The sequence below is a fragment of the Streptomyces sp. NPDC085932 genome, assembly GCF_044540525.1.
GTDB lineage: Bacteria > Actinomycetota > Actinomycetes > Streptomycetales > Streptomycetaceae > Streptomyces > Streptomyces levis.
This window is the reverse complement of sequence record NZ_JBITSJ010000001.1, coordinates 259,339-282,442: the sequence shown is the minus strand read 5'-3', so window position 1 is coordinate 282,442 and position 23,104 is coordinate 259,339. Positions and strand designations below refer to the sequence as shown.

The following is a 23,104-nucleotide window of genomic DNA, read 5'->3' as shown; positions in this document are numbered from 1 at the left end:
GGGCCGGTGACCATGGTGTCCAAGTTCCCTCATCTGAGGCAGGACTTCCTCGCCTCCATCGTCGTCTTCCTGGTCGCGGTGCCGCTGTGCGTCGGGGTGGCGGTCGCCTCCGGCGTCCCCGCGGAGCTGGGTCTGATCACCGGCATCGTGGGCGGGATCGTCACCGGACTGCTGCCCGGCAGCAGCCTGCAGGTGTCCGGGCCCGCCGCCGGTCTGACCGTGCTGGTCTTCGAGGCGGTCACCGAGTTCGGCGTGGCCACGCTCGGCGTGATCGTGCTGCTCGCCGGGGTGCTCCAGCTCGCCATGGGCTTCCTCGGCATAGGCCGCTGGTTCCGGGCGATATCCGTCTCGGTCGTCGAGGGCATGCTGTGCGGTATCGGCCTGGTGATCATCGCCGGCCAGATCTACGCGGCGGCCGGCCTGAAGGCCCCGGAGTCCGGGCTCGGCAAGATCGCGGGTCTGCCCGGGGCGTTCGTCGACGCGTTCGGCAGCACCGAGGCCCTGACCTCCCTCGCGATCGGCGCGGGCACCATCGCCGTCATCGTGCTGTGGAAGAGGATGCCCAGGGCCGTCCGGACCGTGCCCGGCGCCCTCGCCGCGGTCGTCCTGGCCACGGTCGTCACGCTCGCCTTCGGGCTGCCCGTCGCCACCGTCCAGGTGGAGGGCCTGCTCGGGGTGGTCCAGCCGCCCGGGGCGGACGCCTTCGGCGAGCTGGCGAGCCCGGCGATCTGGGGCACGATCATCGCGTTCGCGCTGATCGCCTCCGCCGAGAGCCTGTTCAGCGCGGCGGCCGTGGACCGGCTGCACAACGGTCCGCGCACGGAGTACAACAAGGAGATGATCGCCCAGGGCGCGGGCAACACCCTGTGCGGTCTGCTCGGCGCGCTGCCGATGACGGCGGTCATCGTGCGCAGCTCCGCCAACGTGAGCGCGGGCGCGAAGACAAAGGCCTCCCGGGTGCTGCACGGCGTGTGGCTGCTGCTGTTCGCCGCCGCCATGCCGTGGGCCCTGGCCCTGATCCCGATCCCCGCGCTGGCCGGCATCCTCGTGCACGCCGGCTGGAAGCTGATCCCGTTCCGCCAGATCACGGCGCTGTGGCGGGCCCACAAGGGCGAGGCGCTGATCCTCGTCGTCACGGCCGTGTCGATCGTCGCGGTGAACATGTTCGAGGGAGTGCTCATCGGTCTGGCCCTGTCGGTCGTCAAGACCGCCTGGGAGGCCTCGCACGTCAAGCTGGAGGTCATCGACAAGGGCGCCGGTCCCATCCAGGTGTACCTGGCGGGCAACGCGACCTTCCTGCGGCTGCCGAAGATCCTCGACAGCCTGGAGGCCCTGCCCCAGGACCGCCCGGTGGAGCTGGACCTGTCGGGCCTGCACCATCTCGACCACGCCTGCCGCACGGCCCTGGAGAACTGGGCCGCGCGCCACAGCGCGACGGGCACGGAGCCGGTGAAGGTCACGCGGGCCGAGGCCGCACCGGACGGTGAGAAGGTCACGGCGGCCTAGCTGGGCGTCGACGGTCCCCGGTCCGGGGCGCGCGGCCCGCGCGCCCCGGACCACGTGCGTCCGGGCCGGGCCGTACCAGGCATGGCCCCGACCCCTGCTCCCGGCATATCGTGACAGAAGTACCCGGAACGGGGCCTCTGAGCCGGGAGGTCGGCATGGTCGAGGAGCTGATCGGTGCGGTGGCGGCGGTCTGCGCAGGCGGCCTGGTGTATCTGGCCGCGGCGGCGCGGGTCGTCAAGCAGTACGAACGCGGGGTGGTCTTCCGGCTCGGCCGTCTGCACGGGGACGTGCGACGGCCCGGGTTCACCACCGTGATCCCCGGCGTGGACCGGATGCGCAAGGTCAATCTGCAGATCGTGACCATGCCGATCCCCGCCCAGGAAGGCATCACGCGTGACAACGTGACCGTGCGGGTGGACGCGGTGGTCTACTTCAAGGTCGTGGACCCGGCGGCGGCTGTCGTCAACGTCGAGGACTACCGCTTCGCGGTGTCGCAGATGGCCCAGACCTCGCTGCGCTCGATCATCGGCAAGAGCGAGCTGGACGACCTGCTGTCCAACCGGGAGAAGCTCAACCAGGGCCTGGAGCTGATGATCGACAGCCCGGCCGTGGAGTGGGGCGTGACCATCGACCGCGTCGAGATCAAGGACGTGTCCCTGCCGGACACCATGAAGCGCTCCATGGCCCGCCAGGCCGAGGCCGACCGGGAGCGGCGGGCCCGGCTGATCAACGCCGACGCCGAGTACCAGGCCTCCAAGAAACTGGCCCAGGCGGCCCACCAGATGGCCGACACGCCTTCGGCGCTCCAGCTGCGGCTGCTGCAGACGGTGATGGCCGTGGCGGCGGAGAAGAACTCCACGCTGGTGCTGCCCATCCCGGTGGAGCTGCTCCGCTTCCTGGAGCGGGGCGGCGCGACGGGCGCGGGCGGGCAGGGGGCGCAGCCGGCGGCGGAGCAGGCCCTCGACCGCACGGAGCAGGCGCAGCAGGCCATGGAGGAGCTGCGGCACGCGGTCGAGCAGTGACGCGCGCCACGCGCGTGGTTCCCGCCACCGGCACCAGGTGGTAGACACAGCGGGATCACAGTTCCTGTCCGCCAGCAGGAAGGTTTCCCCATGACCGCCACCGGTCGTCCCGCCACACGTCGTCAGATGCTCGCCGGTACGGGCGCCCTGGGCCTCGGGATCGCGTTCTCCGGCGCCCTGTCCGAACTCTTCGCCGGCACCGCCGCCGCCGGGACCCTCGGCCGCGCCGGCTACGGCCCCCTCGTCCCCGATCCGAAGGGCGTCCTCGATCTGCCGGAAGGTTTCCGCTACCGGATCCTCTCCCGCGAGGGCGACCCGCTCCGCTCCGGGGAGGGCCCGGTCCCCTCCAACCACGACGGCATGTCGGCCTTCGAGGGCAGAGGCGGCCGGGTGCATCTGGTCCGCAACCACGAGAACCGCCACAACGGCCGGATCCCGGTGCCGGCCGTCGAGGGCCTCACCTACGACCCGGCCGCCAAGGGCGGCTGCACGGCCCTGACCCTGGACTCCCGCAACCACGTGCTGTCGGAGCGCGTCGCGATCGCCGGCACGGCCGTCAACTGCGCGGGCGGGCCGACCCCGTGGGGCACCTGGCTGACCTGCGAGGAGAACGAGGACAAGGCGGGCACCAACGGCTACGCCAAGGACCACGGCTTCATCTTCGAGGTCGACCCGGTCGACCCGCACCGCACCGGAGCCGTGCCGCTGACCGCGATGGGCCGCTTCCAGCACGAGGCGATCGCCGTCGACCCCCGGCGCGGTGTGGTCTACGAGACCGAGGACGCCTTCGAGAAGCCCTTCGGGCTGTTCTACCGCTTCCTGCCGCACCGGCCGCTGGGCGGCCGGGGTTCGCTGCGCGCGGGCGGCCGGCTGCAGGCCATGCGCGTGCCGGGTGTGCCCGACCTGTCCACGATCCAGGACATCGGTGCCGCGTTCGACGGCATCGAGTGGGTCGACGTCCCCGATCCGCAGGCCGCGCAGACGCCGATCCGGCTGCAGGACTTCGGGCGCCGGGGCATCACCCACGCGCAGAAGCTGGAGGGCTGCTACTGGGGCGGCCGTTCGGTCTACTTCGTGTCGTCCTTCGCGCGCACCGGCGAGGGTTCGGCGGCCGACCACTACGGGCAGGTCTGGCGCTACGACCCCGAGCGGCGCCGGCTGACCCTCGTCGTGGTGTTCGGCCCGGACACCGACGTGCAGCTGCCGGGCGAGTCGCCGGACAACATCTGTCTGGCGGCCGGCGGCGGCCTCATGGTCTGCGAGGACGGCGAGGGCGCCCAGCACGTGTACGGCGTGACCCGGCGCGGCGAGGTGTACGCGATGGCCCGCAACCGGCAGAACATCGGCGGTCCCGAGGAGCCCGAGTGGGGTGAGTTCGCCGGGGTGACCTTCTCACCCGACGGCGACACGATGTACGTCAACTGCTACACCCCCGGCACCACGTTCGCGGTGACCGGCCCCTGGCGCCGGTAGCCACCGCCCCGCTCACCGGCCGGGCCTCCCGGCACCCGGCCGGTCAGGCGGCCAGCAGGGCGTCGATCTGGCCGACGGCCTCCGTCAGGCCCTCCTCCATGCCCATGGTGATCAGCTGCTCCATCTGCTCGCGGGAGTCGAACAGGGAGCGCATCTCCATGCGCGTGCCGCCCTCGCGCTCGCTGAGCCGGACCGACACGGACATGGTCGGCATGTCGTCCTTCGGCTTGCCGTCTTCGTCGGCGAAGCCGTCGGTGAACTCCAGGGCCGTCGGCTCGGTGACCGAGGTGATCCGCCACCAGCCGCGGTGCCGGTCGCCCTCCGGTCCGGTCATGAAGTAGGTGACCTCGCCACCGGGGCTCAGGTCGTGCTCCTCCACCGTCGCCGGGTAGGTCGGCGGGCCCCACCAGCGCTCCAGCTGCCGGGGATCGGCCCACAGCCGCCACACCCGCTCCACGGGGGCGGCGAAGTCGGCGACCAGGGTCAGGGTCAGGTGGTCGAGGTCCTTGTCGACACGGGTGACACTCATCTCTCGGGCCCTTCCTTCTCGTCGTTCGCTCCGGTCGCGGACGGCCCGGTCCGGGAGGTGCCGGCTCCGGGGTCCTCGGCGAGCAGCCGGGCCATCCGGTCCACCCTCCCGCGCCACGCCGACTCCAGCGCGTCGAGCGCCCGGCGTGCCCGGTCCACCGCGTCGGGGTCGGTGCGCACCAGCTGCTCCCGTCCGCTGCGCTGCTTGGTGACCAGCCCCGCCCGCTCCAGCACGGCGACGTGCTTCTGCACGGCCGCGAAGCTCATCGGATAGGCCTCGGCCAGCCGGGACACCGACAGCTCCCCGCGCACGCAGCGGCGCAGGATGTCCCGGCGCGTGGTGTCGGCCAGGGCGTGGAACAGCCGGTCCACCGTCTCGTCGCTCAGCTCATCTACAACCATTTGGTTGTACATTAGTCCTGCCCGCCCCGTCCGTAAAGCGGCCTGCCCGGCACTGACGCGCGCCCGCCGGGGTACCCGGTGCCGTATGAGCGAGAAGCAGCAGGTCAGCAGCTCGTACTGGCTCGACACGGCCCCGGACGGCCGCCATCCGGCGCTGGCGGAGGACCTGGACGTCGACGTGGCGGTGATCGGCGCCGGGATCGCGGGACTGTGCACGGCGTGGGAGCTGACGCGGGCGGGGCGCAGCGTGGCGGTCCTGGAGGCGGGCCGGGTCGCGGCCGGCGTGACCGGGCACACCACCGCCAAGGTCACCGCCCTGCACTCACTCGTCTACGACAAGCTGCGCCGCACCCGCGGCCCCGAGGGCGCTCGGCTGTACGCCCGTTCCCAGTCCGAGGCGATCGAGCGCGCGGCGGGGATCGCCGCGGAGCTCGGCGTCGACTGCGACTGGGAGGCCCGGGACGCCTACACGTACGCCCGCGACCCCGGGAAGGTGGAGGAGCTGCGGGCCGAGGCGCGGGCAGCCGCCGAGGCGGGGCTGCCCGCCGAGTTCGTGACGGAGACCGGGCTGCCCTTCGAGGTGGCGGGCGCGGTCCGGGTCACCGGGCAGGCCCAGTTCCATCCGCGCAAGTACCTGCTGGCCCTCGCCGCCGACCTGGTCGAGGGCGGTGGCCGGATCTTCGAGGACACCACCGTCCTCGGCCTGGACGAGGGCGAGCCCTGCCGCCTGTCGACCGCCACCGGGGCGACGGTCCGGGCCCGGGACGTCGTCGTCGCCACCCACTACCCGATCTTCGACCGGGCCCTGCTGTTCACCCGGCTGACGCCGAAGCGCGAGCTGGTCGTGGCGGGGACCGTGCCGGCGGACCAGGACCCCGGCGGCATGTTCATCACGCCCGACGAGAACACCCGCTCGGTGCGCACGGCCCCCCACGACGGGGACCGGCGCCTGCTCATCGTCACCGGTGAGCACTTCACGCCGGGCACGGGCGACACCAGGGAGCGGCTGGAACGCCTCACCGCCTGGGCCACGCGGCACTTCCCCGGTCTGGACGTCACCCACCGGTGGGCCACGCAGGACAACAGCCCCACCGACACGGTCCCGATGGTCGGCCCGCTGCACCCGGGCGCCCGGCACACGTACGTGGCCACCGGCTTCGGCGGCTGGGGCATGAGCGGCGGCATGATGGCGGGCCGGCTGCTCGCCGCGCAGATCACGGGCGAGGAGTGCGAGTGGAGCGCGCTGTACGACCCGCGCCGGGTGAAGCCGGCGGTGCGGGAGGCGCCGTCGTTCCTCAAGACCCAGGCGAAGGTGGCCGGGCACTTCGTGGGCGACCGGCTGCGGCCCTCGCCGCCGGTGGAGTCCCTGCCGCCGGGCGAGGGGGCCGTGGTCCGCGCCGACGGCCACCGCGTCGCCGTCTACCGGGACGAGGACGGAGCCCTGCACGCCGTCTCCGCCCGCTGCACCCACCTGGGCTGCCTGGTCGACTTCAACGCCGCCGAGCGGGCCTGGGAGTGCCCCTGCCACGGCTCCCGCTTCGACACCGACGGCAAGGTCATCCAGGGCCCGGCGACCAAGCCGCTGGAACGGCGGGACATCTGAGCGGGCCGTGGGCGCACGGCCCCGACCGGCCTAGGCTGGAGACATGAGCGAGGACGACTACTGCCTGATCGACACGGCCAGGCCGCCCCGGGCGGACGGGCCGCCGTACGCGGAGTGCGTGCTGTGCCGGGAGCCGACGGAGTACCCGGAGTCGTACAAGGGCATCACGCTCTGCCCCGTCTGCGAGTGGCAGGAGGCCCAGCGCACGGCCTGCTCGGGCTGAGGCGCGCCACACCGGCGGCGGCCGCGACCGGCGGCCGCCCGGGCCGGTCTGCCGCGATCTTCCGGCTGGCACACTGGGATGCGTGAGCGAAGACCCGACGCCCGTGAACGACAGCCCCTTCCGGTCCGAGACCTCCGCGCGCGACGCGGCACCGCAGTTCGTGCTGCCGCTGGTCGTGCGGATCGAGCGGACGGACCCGCCGGCGCGCACCGACGCGCTGGAGACGGCGGCGCGGGCCGTGCTGACGATCCTGGCCGACGAGCGGTCGGCCGGTGACGGCGCGTGGGCGGGGGCGATGCGGGACTGGCAGGACGCGCGGATCCGCAAGGTGGTGCGCCGGGCACGCGGCGCCGAGTGGCGGCGGGCCGGGGCCCTGCCCGGTATCACGGTCAGCGGCGAGTCGGCCGAGGTGCGGGTCTTCCCGCCCGTCCCGCTGGACGGCTGGCCCAAGGACCTGGCCCGGCTCCAGGTCTCCGGCACCGACCTGGACGACCCGTCGGCGCCGGTGGACGCCGCTCCGGCCGCGCCCGTGCTGTGGCTCAACCCCGGGCTGGACATGTCGGCGGGCAAGGCGATGGCCCAGGCCGGGCACGCCGCCCAGCTGGCCTGGTGGGAGCTGTCCGACGCGGAGCGCACCGCCTGGCGGGACGCGGGCTTCCCGCTCGCCGTACGGACGGCCGATCCGGCCCGCTGGCCCGAACTGACCGGCAGCGGACTGCCGTTGGTCCGGGACGCCGGCTTCACGGAGATCGCGCCCGGCTCGTGCACGGTCGTCGCGGACCACCCGGCGCTGCGCCGGGAGCCGCACGGGACCGCCGGTCGGGCCTCCACCCGTTCGGAGTAACCGCGGGCGCGGCGGGCGCGGACGAATGCTCCAGTGGGGTTACCAGACAACCCCGACCCAGGAGGCAGCCATGACCAGCGCCGCGCCCCCTCCCCCCGCCCCTCCCGCGCCCGACGACCGGATGCCCGGCGGGGGCGGCCCGCGCGGTTCCGGTGACTCCTGGGCGGCCGGGGGTCTCGCTCTCGGCGGCACCCTGATGGTCGTCTACGGCCTCTTCGCGGTGCTGCAGGGCATCGCGGCGATCGCCGACGACGAGGTGTACACGAGCTTCGGCGACTACGTCTTCGAGTTCGACCTGACCGCGTGGGGCTGGATCCACCTGATCGTCGGCGTGCTCGTGGTGGCGGCCGGGTTCGGCCTGTTCACCGGCGCCACCTGGGCCCGGATCGCGGGCGCGGTCGTGGTCGGCCTGGCGCTGATCGCGAACTTCATGTGGCTGCCGTACCAGCCGTTCTGGTCCATCATCATGATCGTGACCGGTCTGTTCGTCCTGTGGTCGGTGTTCAACTACCGCTCCACACGCGTCATGTAGGGGCCGTCCGGCTCAGGCGGAGGACGGGCGCCGGTCCCGCTCGGACCGCGGCTCCTCCAGCACCACGTCGCGCACCTGGCGCAGCAGCAGCGCGGCCACGATCCGCATCCGCTGGCCGGAGGCCGGGGCCGGTGGCCGGAGGCCGGAGGCCGGTGGCCGGAGGCCGGGGCCGGTGGCCGGAGGCCGGAGGCCGGTGGCCGGAGGCCGGGGCCGCCCCCGGTCTCCGCCGCCGTCTCAGCGCGGGGCGGTGCGCCTGCTCGCCGCCTTCGCGCATGGGTCCGGTCCACGGCGCTCCGGCGTGCGGCGCGAGCCCGGGGACTGCGTGGGTGGGAGGCGCGCGCCCGCGAACCTCAAATGTTGCTCTGAAGGCGGCCCGCGCGGGGTTCGCGGGCGGACGGCTGGGCCATACCCCCCTCACGTTCGAGGACCGGGCCGGGTGGAGGAGGGGACGATGGAGCGACTGGGGACGGGCATCGGGTGGCGGCCGGAGATCGCGGACGCCGTGGAGCGCATGCCGGGCATCGACTGGGTCGAGGTCGTGGCCGAGAACATCTGCCCCGGACACCTGCCCGACTCTCTGCGACGGCTGCGCGAGCGGGGCGTCACCGTGGTGCCGCACGGCGTCTCGCTGGGTCTCGGGGGCGCGGAGCGGCCCGACGAGGACCGGCTGGCCGCCCTGGCCGAGCGCGTGACGGCGCTGGGCTCGCCGCTGGTCACCGAGCACATCGCGTTCGTCCGGGCGGGCGGCGCCCTGACGGCGTCCCCGCGGCTGGAGGCGGGCCATCTGCTGCCCGTGCCGCGGACCCGGGACGCCCTGGACGTGCTGTGCGAGAACGTACGGATCGCCCAGGACGCCCTGCCGGTGCCGCTGGCCGTGGAGAACATCGCGGCGCTGATCTCCTGGCCGGCCGAGGAGATGACGGAGGGCCAGTTCCTGTACGAGCTGGCCGACCGCACGGGGGTGCGTCTGCTCATCGACGTGGCGAACCTGCACACCAACCACGTCAACCGCGGCGAGGACCCCGCCAAGGCCCTGGCGGAACTCCCCCTGGAGGCCATCGCCTACGTCCATGCCGCGGGCGGGTTCGCACGTGACGGCGTCTGGCACGACAGTCACGCCCACCCCGTGCCGCAGCCGGTCCTCGACATCCTGACCGACCTGGCGTCCCGGGTGCGCCCTCCGGGTGTGCTGCTGGAACGGGACGAGAACTTCCCGGAGCCGGCGGAACTCCGGTCCGAGCTGGCCTCGATCCGGGAGGCGCTGAAGGCGGGCGCGGAGCTTCTCCGCTCCGGGACGTCCGAGCCAGCAGGAGCGGCCTCCGGGCCGCGGGACCACGAGACCGGGGCGGCCGAGGCGACACGGGGCGCCTTCGGCCTGCCCCACCCCGGGGACACCGGCGCGGCGCGGCAGCGGGTCGGGTTGGCCCAGGCCGCCTTGCTGTCGGCGCTGGTCGCGGGGACGCCGGTGCCCGAGGGCTTCGACCGGGTGCGGCTCGGTGTGCAGGCCCGGGCGCTCGCGGCGAAGCGTGCGGACGTCGTGGCGAAGGTCGCGCCCGAACTGCCGGTGATTCTGGGCCCGGAGTACCGCCCGGCCTTCCTCGGCTACGCCCAGACCCACCCCATGACCGGTGGCTACCGGCGCGACGCCCTCACTTTCGCCGAGCACCTGCTCGCCGCGGGCCGGCCCGGGGACGGTGCGGTCCGGTGGGAGCTGAGGCAGTGGTGGCTGGACCGCTCCGGACCCGCCCCGCGCTCCGGCCGGTCCGTCCACCGGCTGGCCCGCGCGACCCGCAGGGTGCTGCTCCGGCGCTGAAAACGCCCTCGCACTCCCGTCCTCGCCCGAAGAAACGGAACGTCACAGACCGACAACACTCCGTCCGGATCGTGCACAGGGCATGGTGCTCCCGCAACCGTGTCACATACAAACAACATATGCTCTGGGTTCTTTTCCTGCTGGCGGCGTGGGCCGTGGCCGGCTCGGCGTGCACCCGCCTGTGCCTGGCCGCCGTACGGGCCGCGGCCGGTGACGCGGCCACCGCCCGGGTCCGTGAACTCACGCTGTACGAGGCCGCGTTCCTCTCGGGCGGGCCCCGGCGGGTCGCCGACGTGACCCTGGTCGCCATGGCGCGCCAGCGGCGTCTGCTGCTGGCCCGCACCGGCTGGGCGACGGTCGTCGATCCGCGCGGGCGCGACGAGATGGAGCGGTCGGTGATAGGGGCCATCGGGCCCGAGGGGCAGTCCCGGATCGCGCCGGTGCGGTCCACGGCCGCCGCGGCGGACGCGGTGCGCGGAATCGCCGACGGGCTGGTGCGCGCGGGCCTCGCCGTCCCGGACAGCGCCCGTACGACGGTCGCGGCGGCGGTCCGTCAGGTGCGCGGGGCGGCCCTCACCGTGCTCGCCCTCGGCGTCGCCGCGCTGCTGACCCCGCTCCCTCCGGACATGCCCCGCCACCTGGTCGCCCTGTGGTTCGCGCTGCCTCTCGCCCTGGCGCTGAGCTGCCTCGCCCTGGCGCGCATCGAGGTGCACCCGTACTCGCGCTGGGCCTCCCCGGCCGGCCAGCGGCTGCTCGGCACCCTGGCCCGCACCGCGGACGGCGACGCCGACGACCGTACGTACCTCACCTCCGTGGCGGTGCGCGGGGTCAGCGCGATCGGCGAGCCGGACCTGCGCGCCGCGTTCGCCCACCGAGGGGCACACGGCTGAGAGACCGGGGGCGCACGGAGGCATCGGCGCCGACACCGGCGGACGGTGCTTGCCTTCGCTTCCGCGCGCACGAAACATCCCTTGCGTCGCCACCGTGCAGCGAAGGGACACCCGATGCGAGCCGCCCTCCTCTACTCGGCCGCGGGGTCCCTGCTGCTGAGCGCCCTCACGGCCGCCCCCGCCGCCGAGGGCCGGGACGGGACCGCCGAGATGCGCGGGACGGCGGTGGCCGCGGCCCGGGCCAGGGCGGCCGGGGTCGCCTTCGGCCCGTGCCCCGACGCGCAGGACCTGCCCGGCAGCATGCGGTGCGGCACGGTGAAGGTCCCCCTGGACTACGCCCGGCCGGACGGCCGGCAGATCGAACTCACCGTCAGCCGCGCCCGCGCCACCCGCAAGGACCCGCACGGCGCACGGGAGGTGCTGCGGCAGGGCAGCCTGGTGTACAACCCCGGCGGGCCCGGCGCCACCGGCCTGTACTTCCCGCTCATCGGCCTGCTCCCCGAGTGGAAGCGGATCGCGGCCGCCTACGACCTCGTCGGCTACGCCCCGCGGGGGGTCGCCCCCTCGGCGCCGCTGTCGTGCAAGGACCCGAAGCAGTTCTTCAAGGGGCCGACGCAGGCGCCGACACACCCCACCGAGGCGTACAAGAAGCAACGCCGTGCGCAGGCCGAGGCGTACGCCCGCGGCTGCGCCGAACGCACCGGTGACGCGCTGCGGCACTACCACTCGCTGAACAACGCCCGCGACCTCGACGTGCTGCGCGCCGCGCTCGGCGAGGAACGGCTGACGTTCCTGGGCTCCTCGTACGGCACGTACTTCGGGGCGCTGTACGCGACGCTGTTCCCGTCGCACGTGCGGCGGATGGTGTTCGACTCGGTGGTCGATCCCGACCCGGAGGGGATCTGGTACCGCAACAACCTCGCCCAGTCGGCCGCGTTCGAGCACCGCTGGCGCGACTTCCGGGAGTGGATCGCCCGGCATCACGGCGTGTACGGACTGGGCCGGACCGCTCGGGAGGTGCTGCGCAGCTACGAACGGGCGAGTGCCCGGCTGGCCGCCGAGCCCGCGGGCGGGAAGGTCGGACCGGGACAGCTGCAGGGGGCGTTCCTGCAGGCCGGGTACTACGACGACCAGTGGCCGCACCGGGCGCGGGCCCTGTCGGCGTATCTCAAGGGCGACCCGCGCCCCCTGATCGAGCAGGCGGAACAGCATCCCGAGGCCGCCGTGGAGGCGGAGAACTCCCGGGCGGTGTACGTGGCCGTCGAGTGCAACGACGCGCCCTGGCCGACGGACTGGGAGGTCTGGGACCGGGACAACACCCGGCTCGCGCGGGTGGCGCCCTTCGAGACCTGGGACAACGTGTGGACGAACCTGCCGTGCGCCTCCTGGCCGGCGCCCCGGCAGCGGCCGCTGGACGTCGGCGCCGGGCCGGGCGAGCTGCCGCCGACGCTGATCCTGGCCGCCGAGCGGGACGCGGCCACGCCGTACCGGGGTGCCCTCGAACTCCACCGGCGTCTGGCGGGCTCGGTGCTGGTCACCGAGCGGGCGGCCGGCGCCCACGGCCTGGCGGGCGGGCCGAACGCCTGCGTCAACGGGCACCTGGAGGCGTACCTGCTGGACGGGCGGCTGCCCGGACGGCGCGCGGAGTGCGCACCGCACGCCGAGCCGAAGCCGCCGGCCCCGGACGGGGCCGGCGCGAGCCTCGGCTGATCAGGCCAGACCGGCGACCAGCTCGGCGACGTCCTTGCGGCGGCCCGTGTAGAACGGGACCTCTTCGCGGACGTGCATCCGGGCCTCCGAGCCGCGCAGGTGACGCATGAGGTCGACGATGCGGTACAGCTCGTCGGCCTCGAAGGCGAGGATCCACTCGTAGTCGCCCAGCGAGAAGGAGGCGACGGTGTTGGCGCGCACGTCCGGGTAGCCGCGGGCCATCTTGCCGTGGTCGGCGAGCATGCGGCGGCGGTCCTCGTCGGGCAGCAGGTACCAGTCGTAGGAGCGCACGAAGGGGTAGACGCTCACGTAGGCGCGGGGCGTCTCGTCGGCGAGGAACGCCGGGATGTGCGAGCGGTTGAACTCGGCGGGGCGGTGCAGCGCCATGTTCGACCAGACCGGCTCCAGGGCGCGGCCCAGCCTCGTGCGGCGGAAGAGGTTGTACGCCTCCTGCAGCGCGTCGCTGGTCTCCGCGTGCCACCAGATCATGACGTCGGCGTCGGCACGCAGGCCGGAGACGTCGTAGGTGCCGCGGACGGTCACGTCCTTGGCGGCGAGCTGGTCGAACAGCTCCTGGACCTCGTCGGCGTACCCGGCGCGGTCCTCGGGGAGCACGTCCTTGAGCCTGAAGACGGACCAGAGCGTGTACCGGATGACCTCGTTGAGGTCCTTGGCCAGCTTGCCCTTGTTCGGGATGCGGTCGGGCGCGGTGCCGGAGGGGGTGGTGGAGGCGTCGTCACTCATGCTCCTCATTCTCCCGCTCCGCCGTGCAGACTCTGCACCGGGTGGGCGGTGAGCTCCTGCACACCCCGCAGGTCACCGTGGATCTGGTCGACGGCGGCCCAGGCGCTCGCGATGCAGGCGGGGATGCCGACGCCGTCGTACGGGGCGCCGCAGACGGCGAGCCCGGGAAGCAGGGCGACCTGCTCGCGGATGCGGGCCACGCGCGCGTGGTGGCCGACCGGGTACTGCGGCAGTCCGTCGTCCCAGCGGGTGACGCGGGTGGCGACGGGGGTGGCGTCCAGGCCGGTCGCCGCCTTCAGGTCGTGCCGGGAGACGTCGACCAGCTCGCCGTCGTCGCGCCGCAGGATCTCCGTCTCGCCGTGGCGGCCGACGGAGGTGCGCAGGACGACCAGGTCCGGGTTCTCGTCGGCGATCCAGCCCCACTTGTGCGAGGCGAACGTGGACGCCTTGATGGTGCGCCCGTCGACCGGCGGCACGAGGAAGCCGCTGCCGTCGGGCAGGTCGGTCCCGGCGCGGCGGTAGGCGAGGGTGACCAGGGCCATGGAGGCGTACTCGACGGTGTCGAGCCCCGCGGCGGCCCCGGGGCTCTCGGCGCGCAGCAGCCGGGCGGCGGCCGGGGCGGGGACGGCGAGCACCACCGCCTCGGCCTCCAGCACCCGGTCGCCGGCGACCACCCGCCACAGCCCGGGCGACGCGCCCGCATCCGGCCCGTGACCGCCCGGCCGCGGTGCCTGCCTGCGCAGCTCCGTCACTTCGGCGCCGGTGACGATCTCACCCCCGCGGGCCCGGACCGACTCGGCCACCGCCAGGGGCAGGCTGCCGACGCCGCCGCGGATGCCCAGGAACACCGGGCCGGTCTGCCGCGCGGCGGCGGCCCGGGCCTGGATCTCGCGGACGCCCTCCGTCAGGGAGGCATGGGTGCGGGCGGCCTGGAAGAGCTGCGGGACGGCCGAGCGCATCGAGATGCGGTAGGCGTCGCCCGCGTACACCCCGCCCAGCAGGGGCTCCACCAGCCGGTCGACGACCTCCCGCCCGAGGCGCGCGGCCACGTACTCCCCGACGGCCACGTCGTCCCCGACCTCCGTGCGCGGCAGGTCGGCGTCGCGCTCGATCCGGGCGAGGCCCTCCTCGGACAGCACCCCGGACAGGGCGGCCGCGGTACCGGGCACGCCCATCACATGACCCTTGGGCATGGGGCGCAGGGCGCCGCGCGTCCAGATCGAGGCCGTCGCGGTCGCGGGCGGCTGCAGGCGGTCGGCGAGGCCCACCTCGCGCGCGAGCGCCACCGCCTCGGGCCGGCGGGCGAGCATCGACTCGGCGCCGAGGTCCACCCGGGCGCCGGCGATCTCACCGGGCAGCAGTTTGCCGCCGACCCGGGCGGAGGCCTCCAGCACGGTCACCCGCGCCCCCCGCTGCAGCAGCCGGTGCGCGGCGGCCAGCCCCGCGATGCCCGCTCCGACGACGACGACCCGCCCCGTGCCCCCACGACCTTGAACTTCGCGCATGCCCCCAGCCTCTCAGACACCGCCGGCGCCGCCGCCGCGCCCCGGTGTCCGTCGCGAGTCCCGACCGTGACCGCATCGGAACCGTCCCGGGCCAAACGTCCGGCGCCGCTCGGGCGTCGAAGAAGCGTCAGCAGAATCGACCCTCGGGGGATGCCCGCATGCGTACACGACGATCCGTCCGCCGCCCCGTCCCGGCCCTGGCGGCCCTCTCGCTGGCCGCCGCCCTCGCCCTGACCGGGTGCAGCGGCGCCGGTGACGACTCCGCCGGGAGTTCGGCCGCCGACCGGAGCCTCGCGCAGGACGGTGCCGGGGCGGGTGCGAAGGAGGCCGCGCCCGGCGGGACCGGCAGCGGGCCCCGGGCGACCGCGCCGGCGAAGCTCCCCGCGCAGCACATCATCCGCACCGCCTCGCTGACCGTGCAGGTCAAGGACGTCCCGAAGGCCCTGGAGGAGGCCCGTACCAGCACCGAGAACGCGGGCGGGTACATCGGCGACGAGACCACCACGCGGGACGCCGAGGACCGCGAGCGCACCCGGGTCGTGCTGCGGGTGCCCGCCGGGAAGTACGACGAGGTCCTGGCCGGCCTGGAGGGCAGCGGCAAGCTCCTCGACCGCAACGCGAAGGCCGAGGACGTCACCGACCAGGTCGTGGACGTGGAGAGCCGGATCACCTCGCAGCGAGCCAGCGTGGCCCGGATCCGCGAACTGATGGACCGGGCCACCAAGCTCGGTGACGTGGTGACCCTGGAGGGCGAGCTGAGCACCCGGCAGGCCGACCTGGAGGCGCTGCTCGCCCGGCAGAAGTCCCTTCAGGACCGCACGAGCCTGGCCACCATCACCCTCACGCTGACCGAGACGCCGGTGAAGAAGGAGGCGAAGGACGACGATCCGGGGTTCGTGGACGCGCTCGCGGGCGGCTGGAACGCCTTCGTGACGATGCTGCGCTGGCTCGCGGTGGCGTTCGGCGCGATCCTGCCGTTCGCGGCGGTGGCGGCCCTGCTCGCGCTGCTGTGGCTGCGCGTCGTACGCCCCCGTCTGCCGCGCCGTCCCCGGCCCGCCCCCGCGGCGACCGCGCTCGGCCCGCTGCCGACGGCCCGCCCGGCACCGGAGGCCACGCAGCCGCCGGCTCCGGGTGAGCGGGACTGAAATCCCCTGCTCCCGTAGCGTGTTCGCATGAACATGAGCCGTACGCGCAGGGAGCGACTGGTCGTCATCGGCGGCGACGCCGCGGGGATGTCCGCGGCGTCCCAGGCCCGCCGTCTGAAGGGCCCCGACGAGCTGGAGATCGTGGCGTTCGAACGGGGCCACTTCACGTCGTACTCGGCGTGCGGCATCCCCTACTGGGTGGGCGGCGACGTCACCGACCGGGACCGGCTCGTCGCCCGCACGCCCGAGGAGCACCGGGCGCGCGACATCGACGTGCGGCTGCGCACCGAGGTCACCGAGCTCGACCTCGACGGGCGGCGGGTGCGCGCCCGGGACCTCGACTCGGGCGCCGAGTCCTGGACGCCGTACGACAAGCTCGTGATCGCCACCGGTGCCCGGCCCGTCCGGCCCGATCTGCCGGGGGCCGACGCCCCCGGGGTGCACGGGGTGCAGACGCTGGACGACGGCCAGGCGCTGCTCGACACGCTGGCGGGCACGCGCGGCCGGCGCGCGGTGGTCGTCGGGGCGGGGTACATCGGCGTGGAGATGGCCGAGGCACTGCTCAACCGCGGCTACGAGGTGACGGTCGTGAACCGGGGCAGCGAGCCCATGTCGACCCTCGACCCCGACATGGGGTGCCTGGTGCACGAGGCCATGACGGGCCTGGGCATCACGATGGTGAACGACGCCGAGGTGACGAAGATCCTCACCGGGGACGACGGCCGGGTCCGGGCGGTGGCCACGCAGGACCGCGAGTTCCCGGCGGACGTGGTGGTGCTCGGCATCGGCGTGCGCCCCGAGACGGCCCTCGCCCGGGCGGCCGGGCTGCCCCTCGGCACGCACGGCGGGCTCCTCACCGACCGTTCGATGCGGGTGCGCGGCCGGGAGGACGTGTGGGCGGGCGGCGACTGCGTCGAGGTCCTCGACCTGGTCTCCGGACAGGAGCGGCACATCGCGCTCGGCACCCACGCCAACAAGCACGGCCAGGTCATCGGCACCAACGTCGGCGGCGGCTACGCCACGTTCCCGGGCGTGGTCGGCACGGCGGTCAGCAAGGTCTGCGACCTGGAGATCGCCCGCACCGGCCTGCGTGAGAAGGACGCCCGCCGCGTCGGGCTCCGTTTCGTGGCGGTCACCATCGAGTCGACCAGCCGCGCGGGCTACTACCCGAACGCCTCCCCGATGACGGTCAAGATGCTCGCCGAACTGCGCACCGGCCGTCTGCTGGGCGTGCAGATCGTCGGCAGGGAGGGTGCGGGCAAACGCGTCGACATCGCGGCGGTCGCCCTCACGGCGGGCATGACGGCGGAACAGATGACGACCCTGGACCTGGGCTACGCCCCGCCGTTCTCCCCGGTCTGGGACCCGGTCCTGGTGGCGGCCCGCAAGGCGGCGGCGAAGGTGCGCAGTTCGACCACGCCCTGAGAGGCGCAGCTCGATCGCGCCCTCAAGGGGCGTGCGTCCGTATCGGTCTGCGGCACAGGTCTACGCCGTGCCGGCCGTCCCGTTGATCCGGTCGATGGCCTGCCGCGCCTGCTCCGCCGGCGGCCGGGCCGGCAGCGACGACACCGACGCCGACGCGGCGGTCACCGCCGGCGGCTGCTCCCCCGCCGGCTTGGCGTGCGCGGCCGGCCGCGAGGACCGCAGCCGGTGGCTCACCGCCTCCTCCAGCGTCACCGGCCTGCGCCACTGCGCGGCCAGCCGCCCCGCGTCCTGGCCGAGGCGGGCCACGTCCTCCCAGGGCAGCTTCACCACCAGCGTCAGCTCCGCCTCGCCGTCGGGCAGGGCGTGCATCGGAGGAGTCACTCGGTCGTTCATCGCCTGTTCCTCACGTCGGCCCCGCGACCCGCCTTCCCCGCGCCGCGGGCGGTTGCCGACACATACGCACGCCCGGACGGCCGCGTTCACGCGCGTCACCGATTCACCGGCGGCACTGCGGGCACACGTCGGGTGTGGTGATCCCCGTCCATGACGTGAACCCGGTGCGACGCACCCCCTGGGTCACGTACGCCCTGCTGGCCGCCAACGTCGTCGTGTTCCTGCTCACCCCGGGCATGGCCGGCTCCCTCACGGGCGAGAGCAGCCTGGCGCAGCTCTGCCACCTCCAGGCGTTCCTGGACCACTGGGCGGCCGTGCCGCGGGAGCTGATCCACCACCGGATGCCGCCTCTGGTGCCCACCGGGGAGGTGAGCGTGGGCCCGCAGGGCCCGGGCTGCGTGGTCGGCCCGCCGTCCTACGACAAGTCGCCCGAACTCAGCGTGCTGACGGCGATGTTCCTGCACGGCGGCTGGATGCACCTGCTGGGCAACATGCTGTTCCTGTGGATCTTCGGCAACAACATCGAGGACCGCATGGGCCACCTGCGCTTCCTGCTCTTCTACGCCGTGTGCGGCATCGCGGCCGCCTACGCCTTCGCGCTCCTCGACGCGGGTTCCGGCGCCCCGCTGATCGGCGCCTCGGGGGCGATCGCCGGGGTGCTCGGCGCCTATCTGGTGCTGTATCCGAAGGCCCGGGTGTGGGTGCTGGTCCCGTTTCTGGTCTTCCTGCCGCTGCGGCTGCCGGCCTGGATCGTGCTGGGCCTGTGGTTCGTGCTGCAGGCGGTGTACTCCTCCGGCGCGGGAGTCTCCGACGCCGGCACGGTGGCGTACGCGGCACACGTCGCCGGATTCGTCGTCGGCCTGCTGATCGCCCTGCCGCTGCGTCCCGGCACCCCGCCCCCTCCGGAGCCGCGCGGCATCCTGTTCGGCAGGCGGGCCCGGCCCGGGTGGTGAGCCCCGGGCCGGACGGGGTCAGCGGGCGGTGTGCGTGTGGACGTACTCCACGAGCCGGGTCAGCGCGTCGGGGTCCGTGGACGGCATGACGCCGTGGCCCAGGTTGAAGACGTGGCCCTCCAGGCCCGCGGCCGACTCCAGGACCTCCCGGGTCTTGGCCTCGACGGCCTCGGTCGGGGCGAACAGCACGGTCGGGTCGAGGTTGCCCTGGAGCGCCTTGCCGGGGCCGACGCGGCGGGCGGCCTCGTCCATCGGCACGCGCCAGTCGACGCCGACGACGTCCGCCCCGGCCTCGCCCATGAGGCCCAGCAGCTCGCCGGTGCCGACGCCGAAGTGGATGCGCGGGACGCCGTAGCCGGCCACGGCCTCGAAGACCTTCGCCGACGCCGGCAGCACCGAGCGCCGGTAGTCGACCGGGGCCAGGGCACCGGCCCAGGAGTCGAACAGCTGGACGGCCGAGGCACCCGCCTCGATCTGCACCTTGAGGAACGCGGCCGTGATGTCCGCGAGGCGGTCCAGCAGATCGGCCCACAGCTGCGGGTCGCCGTACATCATCGCCTTGGCGTTCTCGTACGTGCGGGACGGGCCGCCCTCGACGAGGTAGCTGGCGAGGGTGAAGGGGGCGCCGGCGAAGCCGATCAGGGGCGTGGCGCCGAGTTCGCGGGTGAGCAGGCCGATGGCCTCGGTGACGTAGGAGACGTCCTCGGGGGTCAGGTCGCGCAGCTGCGCGAGGTCGGCGCGGGTGCGGATCGGACGCTCCACGACCGGGCCGACGCCGGGCTTGATGTCCAGGTCGACGCCGATGGCCTTGAGCGGGACGACGATGTCGCTGAAGTAGATCGCCGCGTCCACACCGTGCCGGCGGACCGGCTGGAGCGTGATCTCGGTGACCAGTTCGGGCCGCATGCAGGACTCCAGCATCGCGATGCCCTCGCGCACCTTGCGGTACTCCGGCAGCGAACGCCCGGCCTGCCGCATGAACCACACCGGCGTGTGCGGCACGGGCTCGCGCCGGCACGCCCTGAGGAAGGCGGAGTCGTACGGGGCGGACGGCTGCGGGGCCCGGGGGGCGTCGTTGACACTCACGGGCCAAGTTTCGCACGCCGCCGGACAGCGCGATTCAGCCCCTGGAGAGGCGCGGGGTGTCTAGCCCGCACCCGGGCTCCGGTCCCCGTAATCTTCCCGCATGGCTGCGGCTCAGGGACGACTGTCGGACGGCGCTGGCGGAATGGACGAAGCGAAGGACACCGAGAACGACCGGCGGGAGGCGGACTCCGCCCCGCTGCCCTTCCGGGCCGCCGTCGACGCGCTCAGGACGGCGCGGCTGCGACCCCAGATCGAGGTCGAGCCGACACCGGCGCCCAAGCGGCTCGCCCCGTACTCCTACGCGCTGGAGGCCGCGGTCGTCGACGGCGACCAGGACCTGGCCGACGGCCGCCTGGTGCTGCTGCACGACCCGGCCGGGCACGACGCCTGGCGGGGCACGTTCCGGCTGGTGACGCTGGTGCGCGCGGAGCTGGAGCCGGAGATGGCCGCGGACCCGCTGCTGCCGGAGGTGTGCTGGTCCTGGCTGACCGGCGCGCTGCAGGCCCGCGGGCTGACCTACGGGGAGCCGAGCGGCACGGTCACGCGGGCGAGCTCCCACTACTTCGGCGGGCTGTCCGCGCGTCCCGCCGCCTCGCAGATCGAGATCCGTGCGTCGTGGACGCCGCGCGAGGGCCTGGGCGGGGTGCCGGACACGGCCGCGCACCTGGCGTCCTGGTGCGATCTGCTCGCCCAGGTCGCGGGGCTGCCCCCGGCCGTGCCCGGCGACGCCTCCGTGGTGACGCTGCCCCAGCGGCGCGGGCCCCGGTCCCGCTGACGGACCCCTTCTTCCCCCTGCGATCCACCCCGCGTTCCACCCCGTACTGATCGAACTTGTACGGGGTGGTCAACGCTGCCCTGTCGACGATCACACCTGCGTCCCCCTCTTGGCCGAATCACTTTGTCGATACGGCCACTTTCGACCGCGTACCGACGCAGACCGAAACCGTCCGGCCTTCGAATGATCGACCGCGTGTCCGAATTGCGCGGATTGTTATCACCGAATCGTGATCATTCTCTAAAGGCGGACGGACCTGGTGCCGAAGACGACTGTGACCTTGAAAGCACGGTTCGTCCCGGCTTCACCCCCACGAGCCGGCCCCGTCCCGCACCCCAGGAGGCCTGGTGTCCGTTCTCCTCGAGCAGCCCGCAAGCCTGGTCGCCTACCGCCCGAACAAGCCGACCGCCATGGTGGTCGTGGCCGACCCGCGCGTCCGCTCCACCGTCACCCGCCACCTGTGGGCGCTCGGTGTGCGCGATGTCATCGAGGCCTCGTCCATCGCGGAGGCTCGTCCCCGCATCGGCAACCCCCGCGACATCTGCGTCGCCGACGTCCACCTGCCGGATGGCTCCGGCCTCACCCTGCTGTCCGAGACCCGCGCCGCGGGCTGGCCCAACGGCCTCGCCCTCTCCGCGGCCGACGACATCGGCGCCGTGCGCAACGCGCTCGCCGGCGGTGTGAAGGGCTACGTCGTCACCGGCACCCGCACCAACGTCGGGCTCCCCACCCGGCCGGGCGCCGCCCCCATCGGCGCCGCCGCCGCGCGCCTGCACCGCCGCCCCCCGGGTGCCCCGAGCCACCCGGGCGGCTACCGCGAACTGTCCGGCCGCGAGGTCGAGGTGCTGCGCCTGGTCGCCGAAGGCCAGTCGAACAAGGCGATCGGCGTCTCGATGGGCCTGTCCGCACTGACCGTCAAGAGCCACCTCGCCCGCATCGCCCGCAAGCTCGGCACGGGAGACCGTGCCGGGATGGTGGCGGTGGCGCTGCGGACCGGCATCATCCACTGACCCCGAGCACCGGCCGTCCGCACCCCGACCCCGTCCGCCCCACTCCGACCCTTCGTGATCATTCACTCACGTGAACGGGACCGGACGCTCGGTCCCCTTCCCCTCACGCGCGGCTCGTGAACCCGCCACTTCCCCGACATGACTGGTTTGCGACCCTCGGGCGCCCGCCGACGGAACGTTCCGTCGGCGGGCGCTGTCCATACATGGATACTCTTGACAGGTGACCGACGCCCACGACACCGCAGCAGACAGCCCACTGCGAACCACCGGAGGCGCCCCTCCGGACGACGGCGGATCTTCTGCTGTGGAGGCGCCGATCCCTCTGCTGGAGCCGCGCGAGGGCATTCCGCCCGTCGTCGCGGACGAAGCCGCCCTGGCCCGGGTCATCGCCGCCTTCGAGGCCGGCTCCGGCCCGGTCGCCGTCGATGCCGAGCGGGCCTCCGGCTACCGCTACGGCCAGCGCGCCTACCTCGTGCAGCTGCGCCGCGAGGGCGCCGGCACGGCGCTGATCGACCCCGTCGCCTGCCCCGACCTGTCCGCGCTGGGCGAGGCCCTGTCCGGCGTCGAGTGGGTGCTGCACGCCGCCACCCAGGACCTGCCCTGCCTGCGCGAGATAGGCATGGTGCCGACGCGGCTGTTCGACACGGAGCTGGCCGGGCGGCTCGCCGGGTTCCCCCGGGTCGGCCTCGGCGCGATGGTCGAGAGCGTGCTGGGCTTCGTGCTGGAGAAGGGCCACTCCGCCGTCGACTGGTCCACCCGGCCGCTGCCCGAGCCGTGGCTGCGGTACGCGGCGCTGGACGTCGAACTCCTGGTCGATCTGCGGGACGCCCTGGAGAAGGAGCTGGACCGGCAGGGCAAGCTCGAATGGGCCCGTCAGGAGTTCGACGCGATCGCCTCGGCCCCGCCGCCCGAGCCCCGCAAGGACCCCTGGCGGCGCACGTCCGGCATGCACAAGGTGCGCCGGCGGCGGCAGCTGGCGGTCGTGCGCGAGCTGTGGCAGACGCGGGACCGCATCGCGCAGCGGCGGGACGTCTCGCCCGGCAAGGTGCTCGGGGACGCGGCCATCGTGGAGGCCGCGCTCGCCCTTCCGGCCAACGTGCACGCGCTGGCCGCGCTGAACGGCTTCGGGCACCGCATGGGCAAGCGGCAGCTGGAGCAGTGGCAGGCGGCGGTGGACCGGGCGAAGGCGCTGAGCGAGGCGCAGTTGCCGCAGCCGGGGCAGCCGGTGGCCGGGCCGCCGCCGCCCCGCGCCTGGGCCGACAAGGATCCCGCCGCGGCGGCGCGGCTGTCCGCCGCCCGGGCCGGGGTGTCCGCGCTCGCCGAGGAACTCGCCATGCCGCAGGAGAATCTGATCACTCCGGACACGGTGCGGCGGGTGTGCTGGGAGCCGCCGGCGGTGGTGGACGCGGAGTCCGTCGCGGAGGCGCTGGCCGGGTACGGGGCCCGGCCGTGGCAGGTGGAGCAGGTCACCCCGGTACTGGTGACCGCTTTGTCCGCCAAGGCGCCGTAGGGGATTCGTCCG

General features: G+C 74.0%; 22 protein-coding genes. 16 read left to right on the top strand and 6 right to left on the bottom strand.

All coding sequences use genetic code 11. The features are described 5' to 3' along the window. Positions 1–12: 12 nt before the first annotated feature. The 3 genes from ACIGAQ_RS01155 (at position 13) to ACIGAQ_RS01145 (ending at position 4,001) form a co-directional block, all read left to right on the top strand. A complete protein-coding gene (locus ACIGAQ_RS01155) occupies positions 13–1,506 on the top strand; it encodes a SulP family inorganic anion transporter (RefSeq protein ID WP_399778205.1) in 1,494 nt (497 codons plus the stop codon). 155 nt (positions 1,507–1,661) lie between these two features. Beyond that, a complete protein-coding gene (locus tag ACIGAQ_RS01150) occupies positions 1,662–2,528 on the top strand; it encodes a slipin family protein (protein WP_311683053.1) in 867 nt (288 codons plus the stop codon). Positions 2,529–2,618: 90 nt separating this feature from the next. Then, positions 2,619–4,001 (top strand): PhoX family protein, encoded by a 1,383-nt coding sequence (locus ACIGAQ_RS01145; protein ID WP_311683057.1) that lies wholly within the window; start codon positions 2,619–2,621, stop codon positions 3,999–4,001. A gap of 43 nt (positions 4,002–4,044) precedes the next feature. Here ACIGAQ_RS01145 and ACIGAQ_RS01140 read toward each other — a convergent pair whose 3' ends face one another. Both ACIGAQ_RS01140 and ACIGAQ_RS01135 read right to left on the bottom strand, forming a co-directional pair. Continuing rightward, a complete protein-coding gene (locus ACIGAQ_RS01140) occupies positions 4,045–4,530 on the bottom strand; it encodes an SRPBCC domain-containing protein (protein ID WP_399778202.1) in 486 nt (161 codons plus the stop codon). Then, the gene (locus ACIGAQ_RS01135; protein ID WP_399778201.1) at positions 4,527–4,931 is read right to left on the bottom strand and encodes an ArsR/SmtB family transcription factor; all 405 of its coding nucleotides are present in this window, start codon (positions 4,929–4,931) and stop codon (positions 4,527–4,529) included. Before ACIGAQ_RS01135 ends, ACIGAQ_RS01140 begins: the two co-directional genes overlap by 4 nt. 85 nt (positions 4,932–5,016) lie before the next feature. Between ACIGAQ_RS01135 and ACIGAQ_RS01130 the strand changes: the two genes are divergently transcribed. The 7 genes from ACIGAQ_RS01130 (at position 5,017) to ACIGAQ_RS01100 (ending at position 12,546) form a co-directional block, all read left to right on the top strand. Then, complete coding sequence (locus ACIGAQ_RS01130; protein WP_311683064.1) at positions 5,017–6,534, top strand: FAD-dependent oxidoreductase; 1,518 nt, start codon at positions 5,017–5,019, stop codon at positions 6,532–6,534. Positions 6,535–6,577: 43 nt separating this feature from the next. Further along, a complete protein-coding gene (locus ACIGAQ_RS01125; protein WP_311683066.1) occupies positions 6,578–6,757 on the top strand; it encodes a hypothetical protein in 180 nt (59 codons plus the stop codon). 82 nt (positions 6,758–6,839) lie between these two features. Continuing rightward, positions 6,840–7,601, top strand: coding sequence for a peptidyl-tRNA hydrolase (locus ACIGAQ_RS01120; protein ID WP_399778198.1), 762 nt, complete (start codon positions 6,840–6,842; stop codon positions 7,599–7,601). Between the two features lie 70 nt (positions 7,602–7,671). Beyond that, a complete protein-coding gene (locus ACIGAQ_RS01115) occupies positions 7,672–8,133 on the top strand; it encodes a hypothetical protein (protein ID WP_311683070.1) in 462 nt (153 codons plus the stop codon). Between the two features lie 451 nt (positions 8,134–8,584). Next, positions 8,585–9,946, top strand: coding sequence for a DUF692 domain-containing protein (locus tag ACIGAQ_RS01110; protein ID WP_399778196.1), 1,362 nt, complete (start codon positions 8,585–8,587; stop codon positions 9,944–9,946). Between the two features lie 119 nt (positions 9,947–10,065). After that, the gene (locus ACIGAQ_RS01105) at positions 10,066–10,836 is read left to right on the top strand and encodes a TIGR04222 domain-containing membrane protein (protein WP_399778194.1); all 771 of its coding nucleotides are present in this window, start codon (positions 10,066–10,068) and stop codon (positions 10,834–10,836) included. Between the two features lie 114 nt (positions 10,837–10,950). Then, entirely contained in the window at positions 10,951–12,546 is a 1,596-nt protein-coding gene (locus ACIGAQ_RS01100; protein ID WP_311683078.1) for an alpha/beta hydrolase, read from the top strand. Here the strand turns inward: ACIGAQ_RS01100 and hemQ are convergent, their stop codons facing one another. Both hemQ and hemG read right to left on the bottom strand, forming a co-directional pair. Further along, complete coding sequence (gene hemQ, locus ACIGAQ_RS01095) at positions 12,547–13,290, bottom strand: hydrogen peroxide-dependent heme synthase (RefSeq protein ID WP_311683080.1); 744 nt, start codon at positions 13,288–13,290, stop codon at positions 12,547–12,549. It abuts the gene before it with no gap. A 5-nt stretch (positions 13,291–13,295) separates the two neighbouring features. Next, positions 13,296–14,795 carry a protoporphyrinogen oxidase gene (gene hemG / locus ACIGAQ_RS01090; protein ID WP_399778191.1) on the bottom strand — a complete coding sequence of 500 codons (1,500 nt, stop codon included), beginning with the start codon at positions 14,793–14,795 and terminating at the stop codon, positions 13,296–13,298. A gap of 158 nt (positions 14,796–14,953) precedes the next feature. Between hemG and ACIGAQ_RS01085 the strand changes: the two genes are divergently transcribed. After that, entirely contained in the window at positions 14,954–15,940 is a 987-nt protein-coding gene (locus ACIGAQ_RS01085) for a DUF4349 domain-containing protein (protein WP_311683084.1), read from the top strand. Between the two features lie 27 nt (positions 15,941–15,967). Then, a complete protein-coding gene (locus ACIGAQ_RS01080; RefSeq protein WP_362278072.1) occupies positions 15,968–17,365 on the top strand; it encodes an FAD-dependent oxidoreductase in 1,398 nt (465 codons plus the stop codon). A gap of 60 nt (positions 17,366–17,425) precedes the next feature. On the opposite strand, the gene ACIGAQ_RS01075 is transcribed toward ACIGAQ_RS01080, so the two are convergent. Continuing rightward, on the bottom strand, positions 17,426–17,758 hold the full coding sequence (locus ACIGAQ_RS01075; protein WP_399778189.1) for a hypothetical protein: 333 nt from the start codon (positions 17,756–17,758) through the stop codon (positions 17,426–17,428). A gap of 134 nt (positions 17,759–17,892) precedes the next feature. Here ACIGAQ_RS01075 and ACIGAQ_RS01070 point away from each other — a divergent pair, with 134 nt between their 5' ends. Continuing rightward, positions 17,893–18,711, top strand: coding sequence for a rhomboid family intramembrane serine protease (locus tag ACIGAQ_RS01070; protein WP_399778187.1), 819 nt, complete (start codon positions 17,893–17,895; stop codon positions 18,709–18,711). Positions 18,712–18,729: 18 nt separating this feature from the next. On the opposite strand, the gene hemE is transcribed toward ACIGAQ_RS01070, so the two are convergent. Next, positions 18,730–19,797, bottom strand: a complete 1,068-nt coding sequence (hemE, locus tag ACIGAQ_RS01065; RefSeq protein WP_362278077.1) for a uroporphyrinogen decarboxylase — start codon at positions 19,795–19,797, stop codon at positions 18,730–18,732. A 100-nt stretch (positions 19,798–19,897) separates the two neighbouring features. Between hemE and ACIGAQ_RS01060 the strand changes: the two genes are divergently transcribed. The 3 genes from ACIGAQ_RS01060 to ACIGAQ_RS01050 all read left to right on the top strand — a co-directional run bounded on the left by ACIGAQ_RS01060 (position 19,898) and on the right by ACIGAQ_RS01050 (position 23,092). Beyond that, on the top strand, positions 19,898–20,572 hold the full coding sequence (locus ACIGAQ_RS01060) for a DUF3000 domain-containing protein (RefSeq protein WP_311683094.1): 675 nt from the start codon (positions 19,898–19,900) through the stop codon (positions 20,570–20,572). Positions 20,573–20,919: 347 nt separating this feature from the next. Further along, positions 20,920–21,582 (top strand): response regulator transcription factor, encoded by a 663-nt coding sequence (locus ACIGAQ_RS01055; protein WP_003993737.1) that lies wholly within the window; start codon positions 20,920–20,922, stop codon positions 21,580–21,582. Positions 21,583–21,802: 220 nt separating this feature from the next. Then, positions 21,803–23,092, top strand: a complete 1,290-nt coding sequence (locus tag ACIGAQ_RS01050; protein WP_362278081.1) for a ribonuclease D — start codon at positions 21,803–21,805, stop codon at positions 23,090–23,092. Positions 23,093–23,104 lie beyond the last annotated feature (12 nt).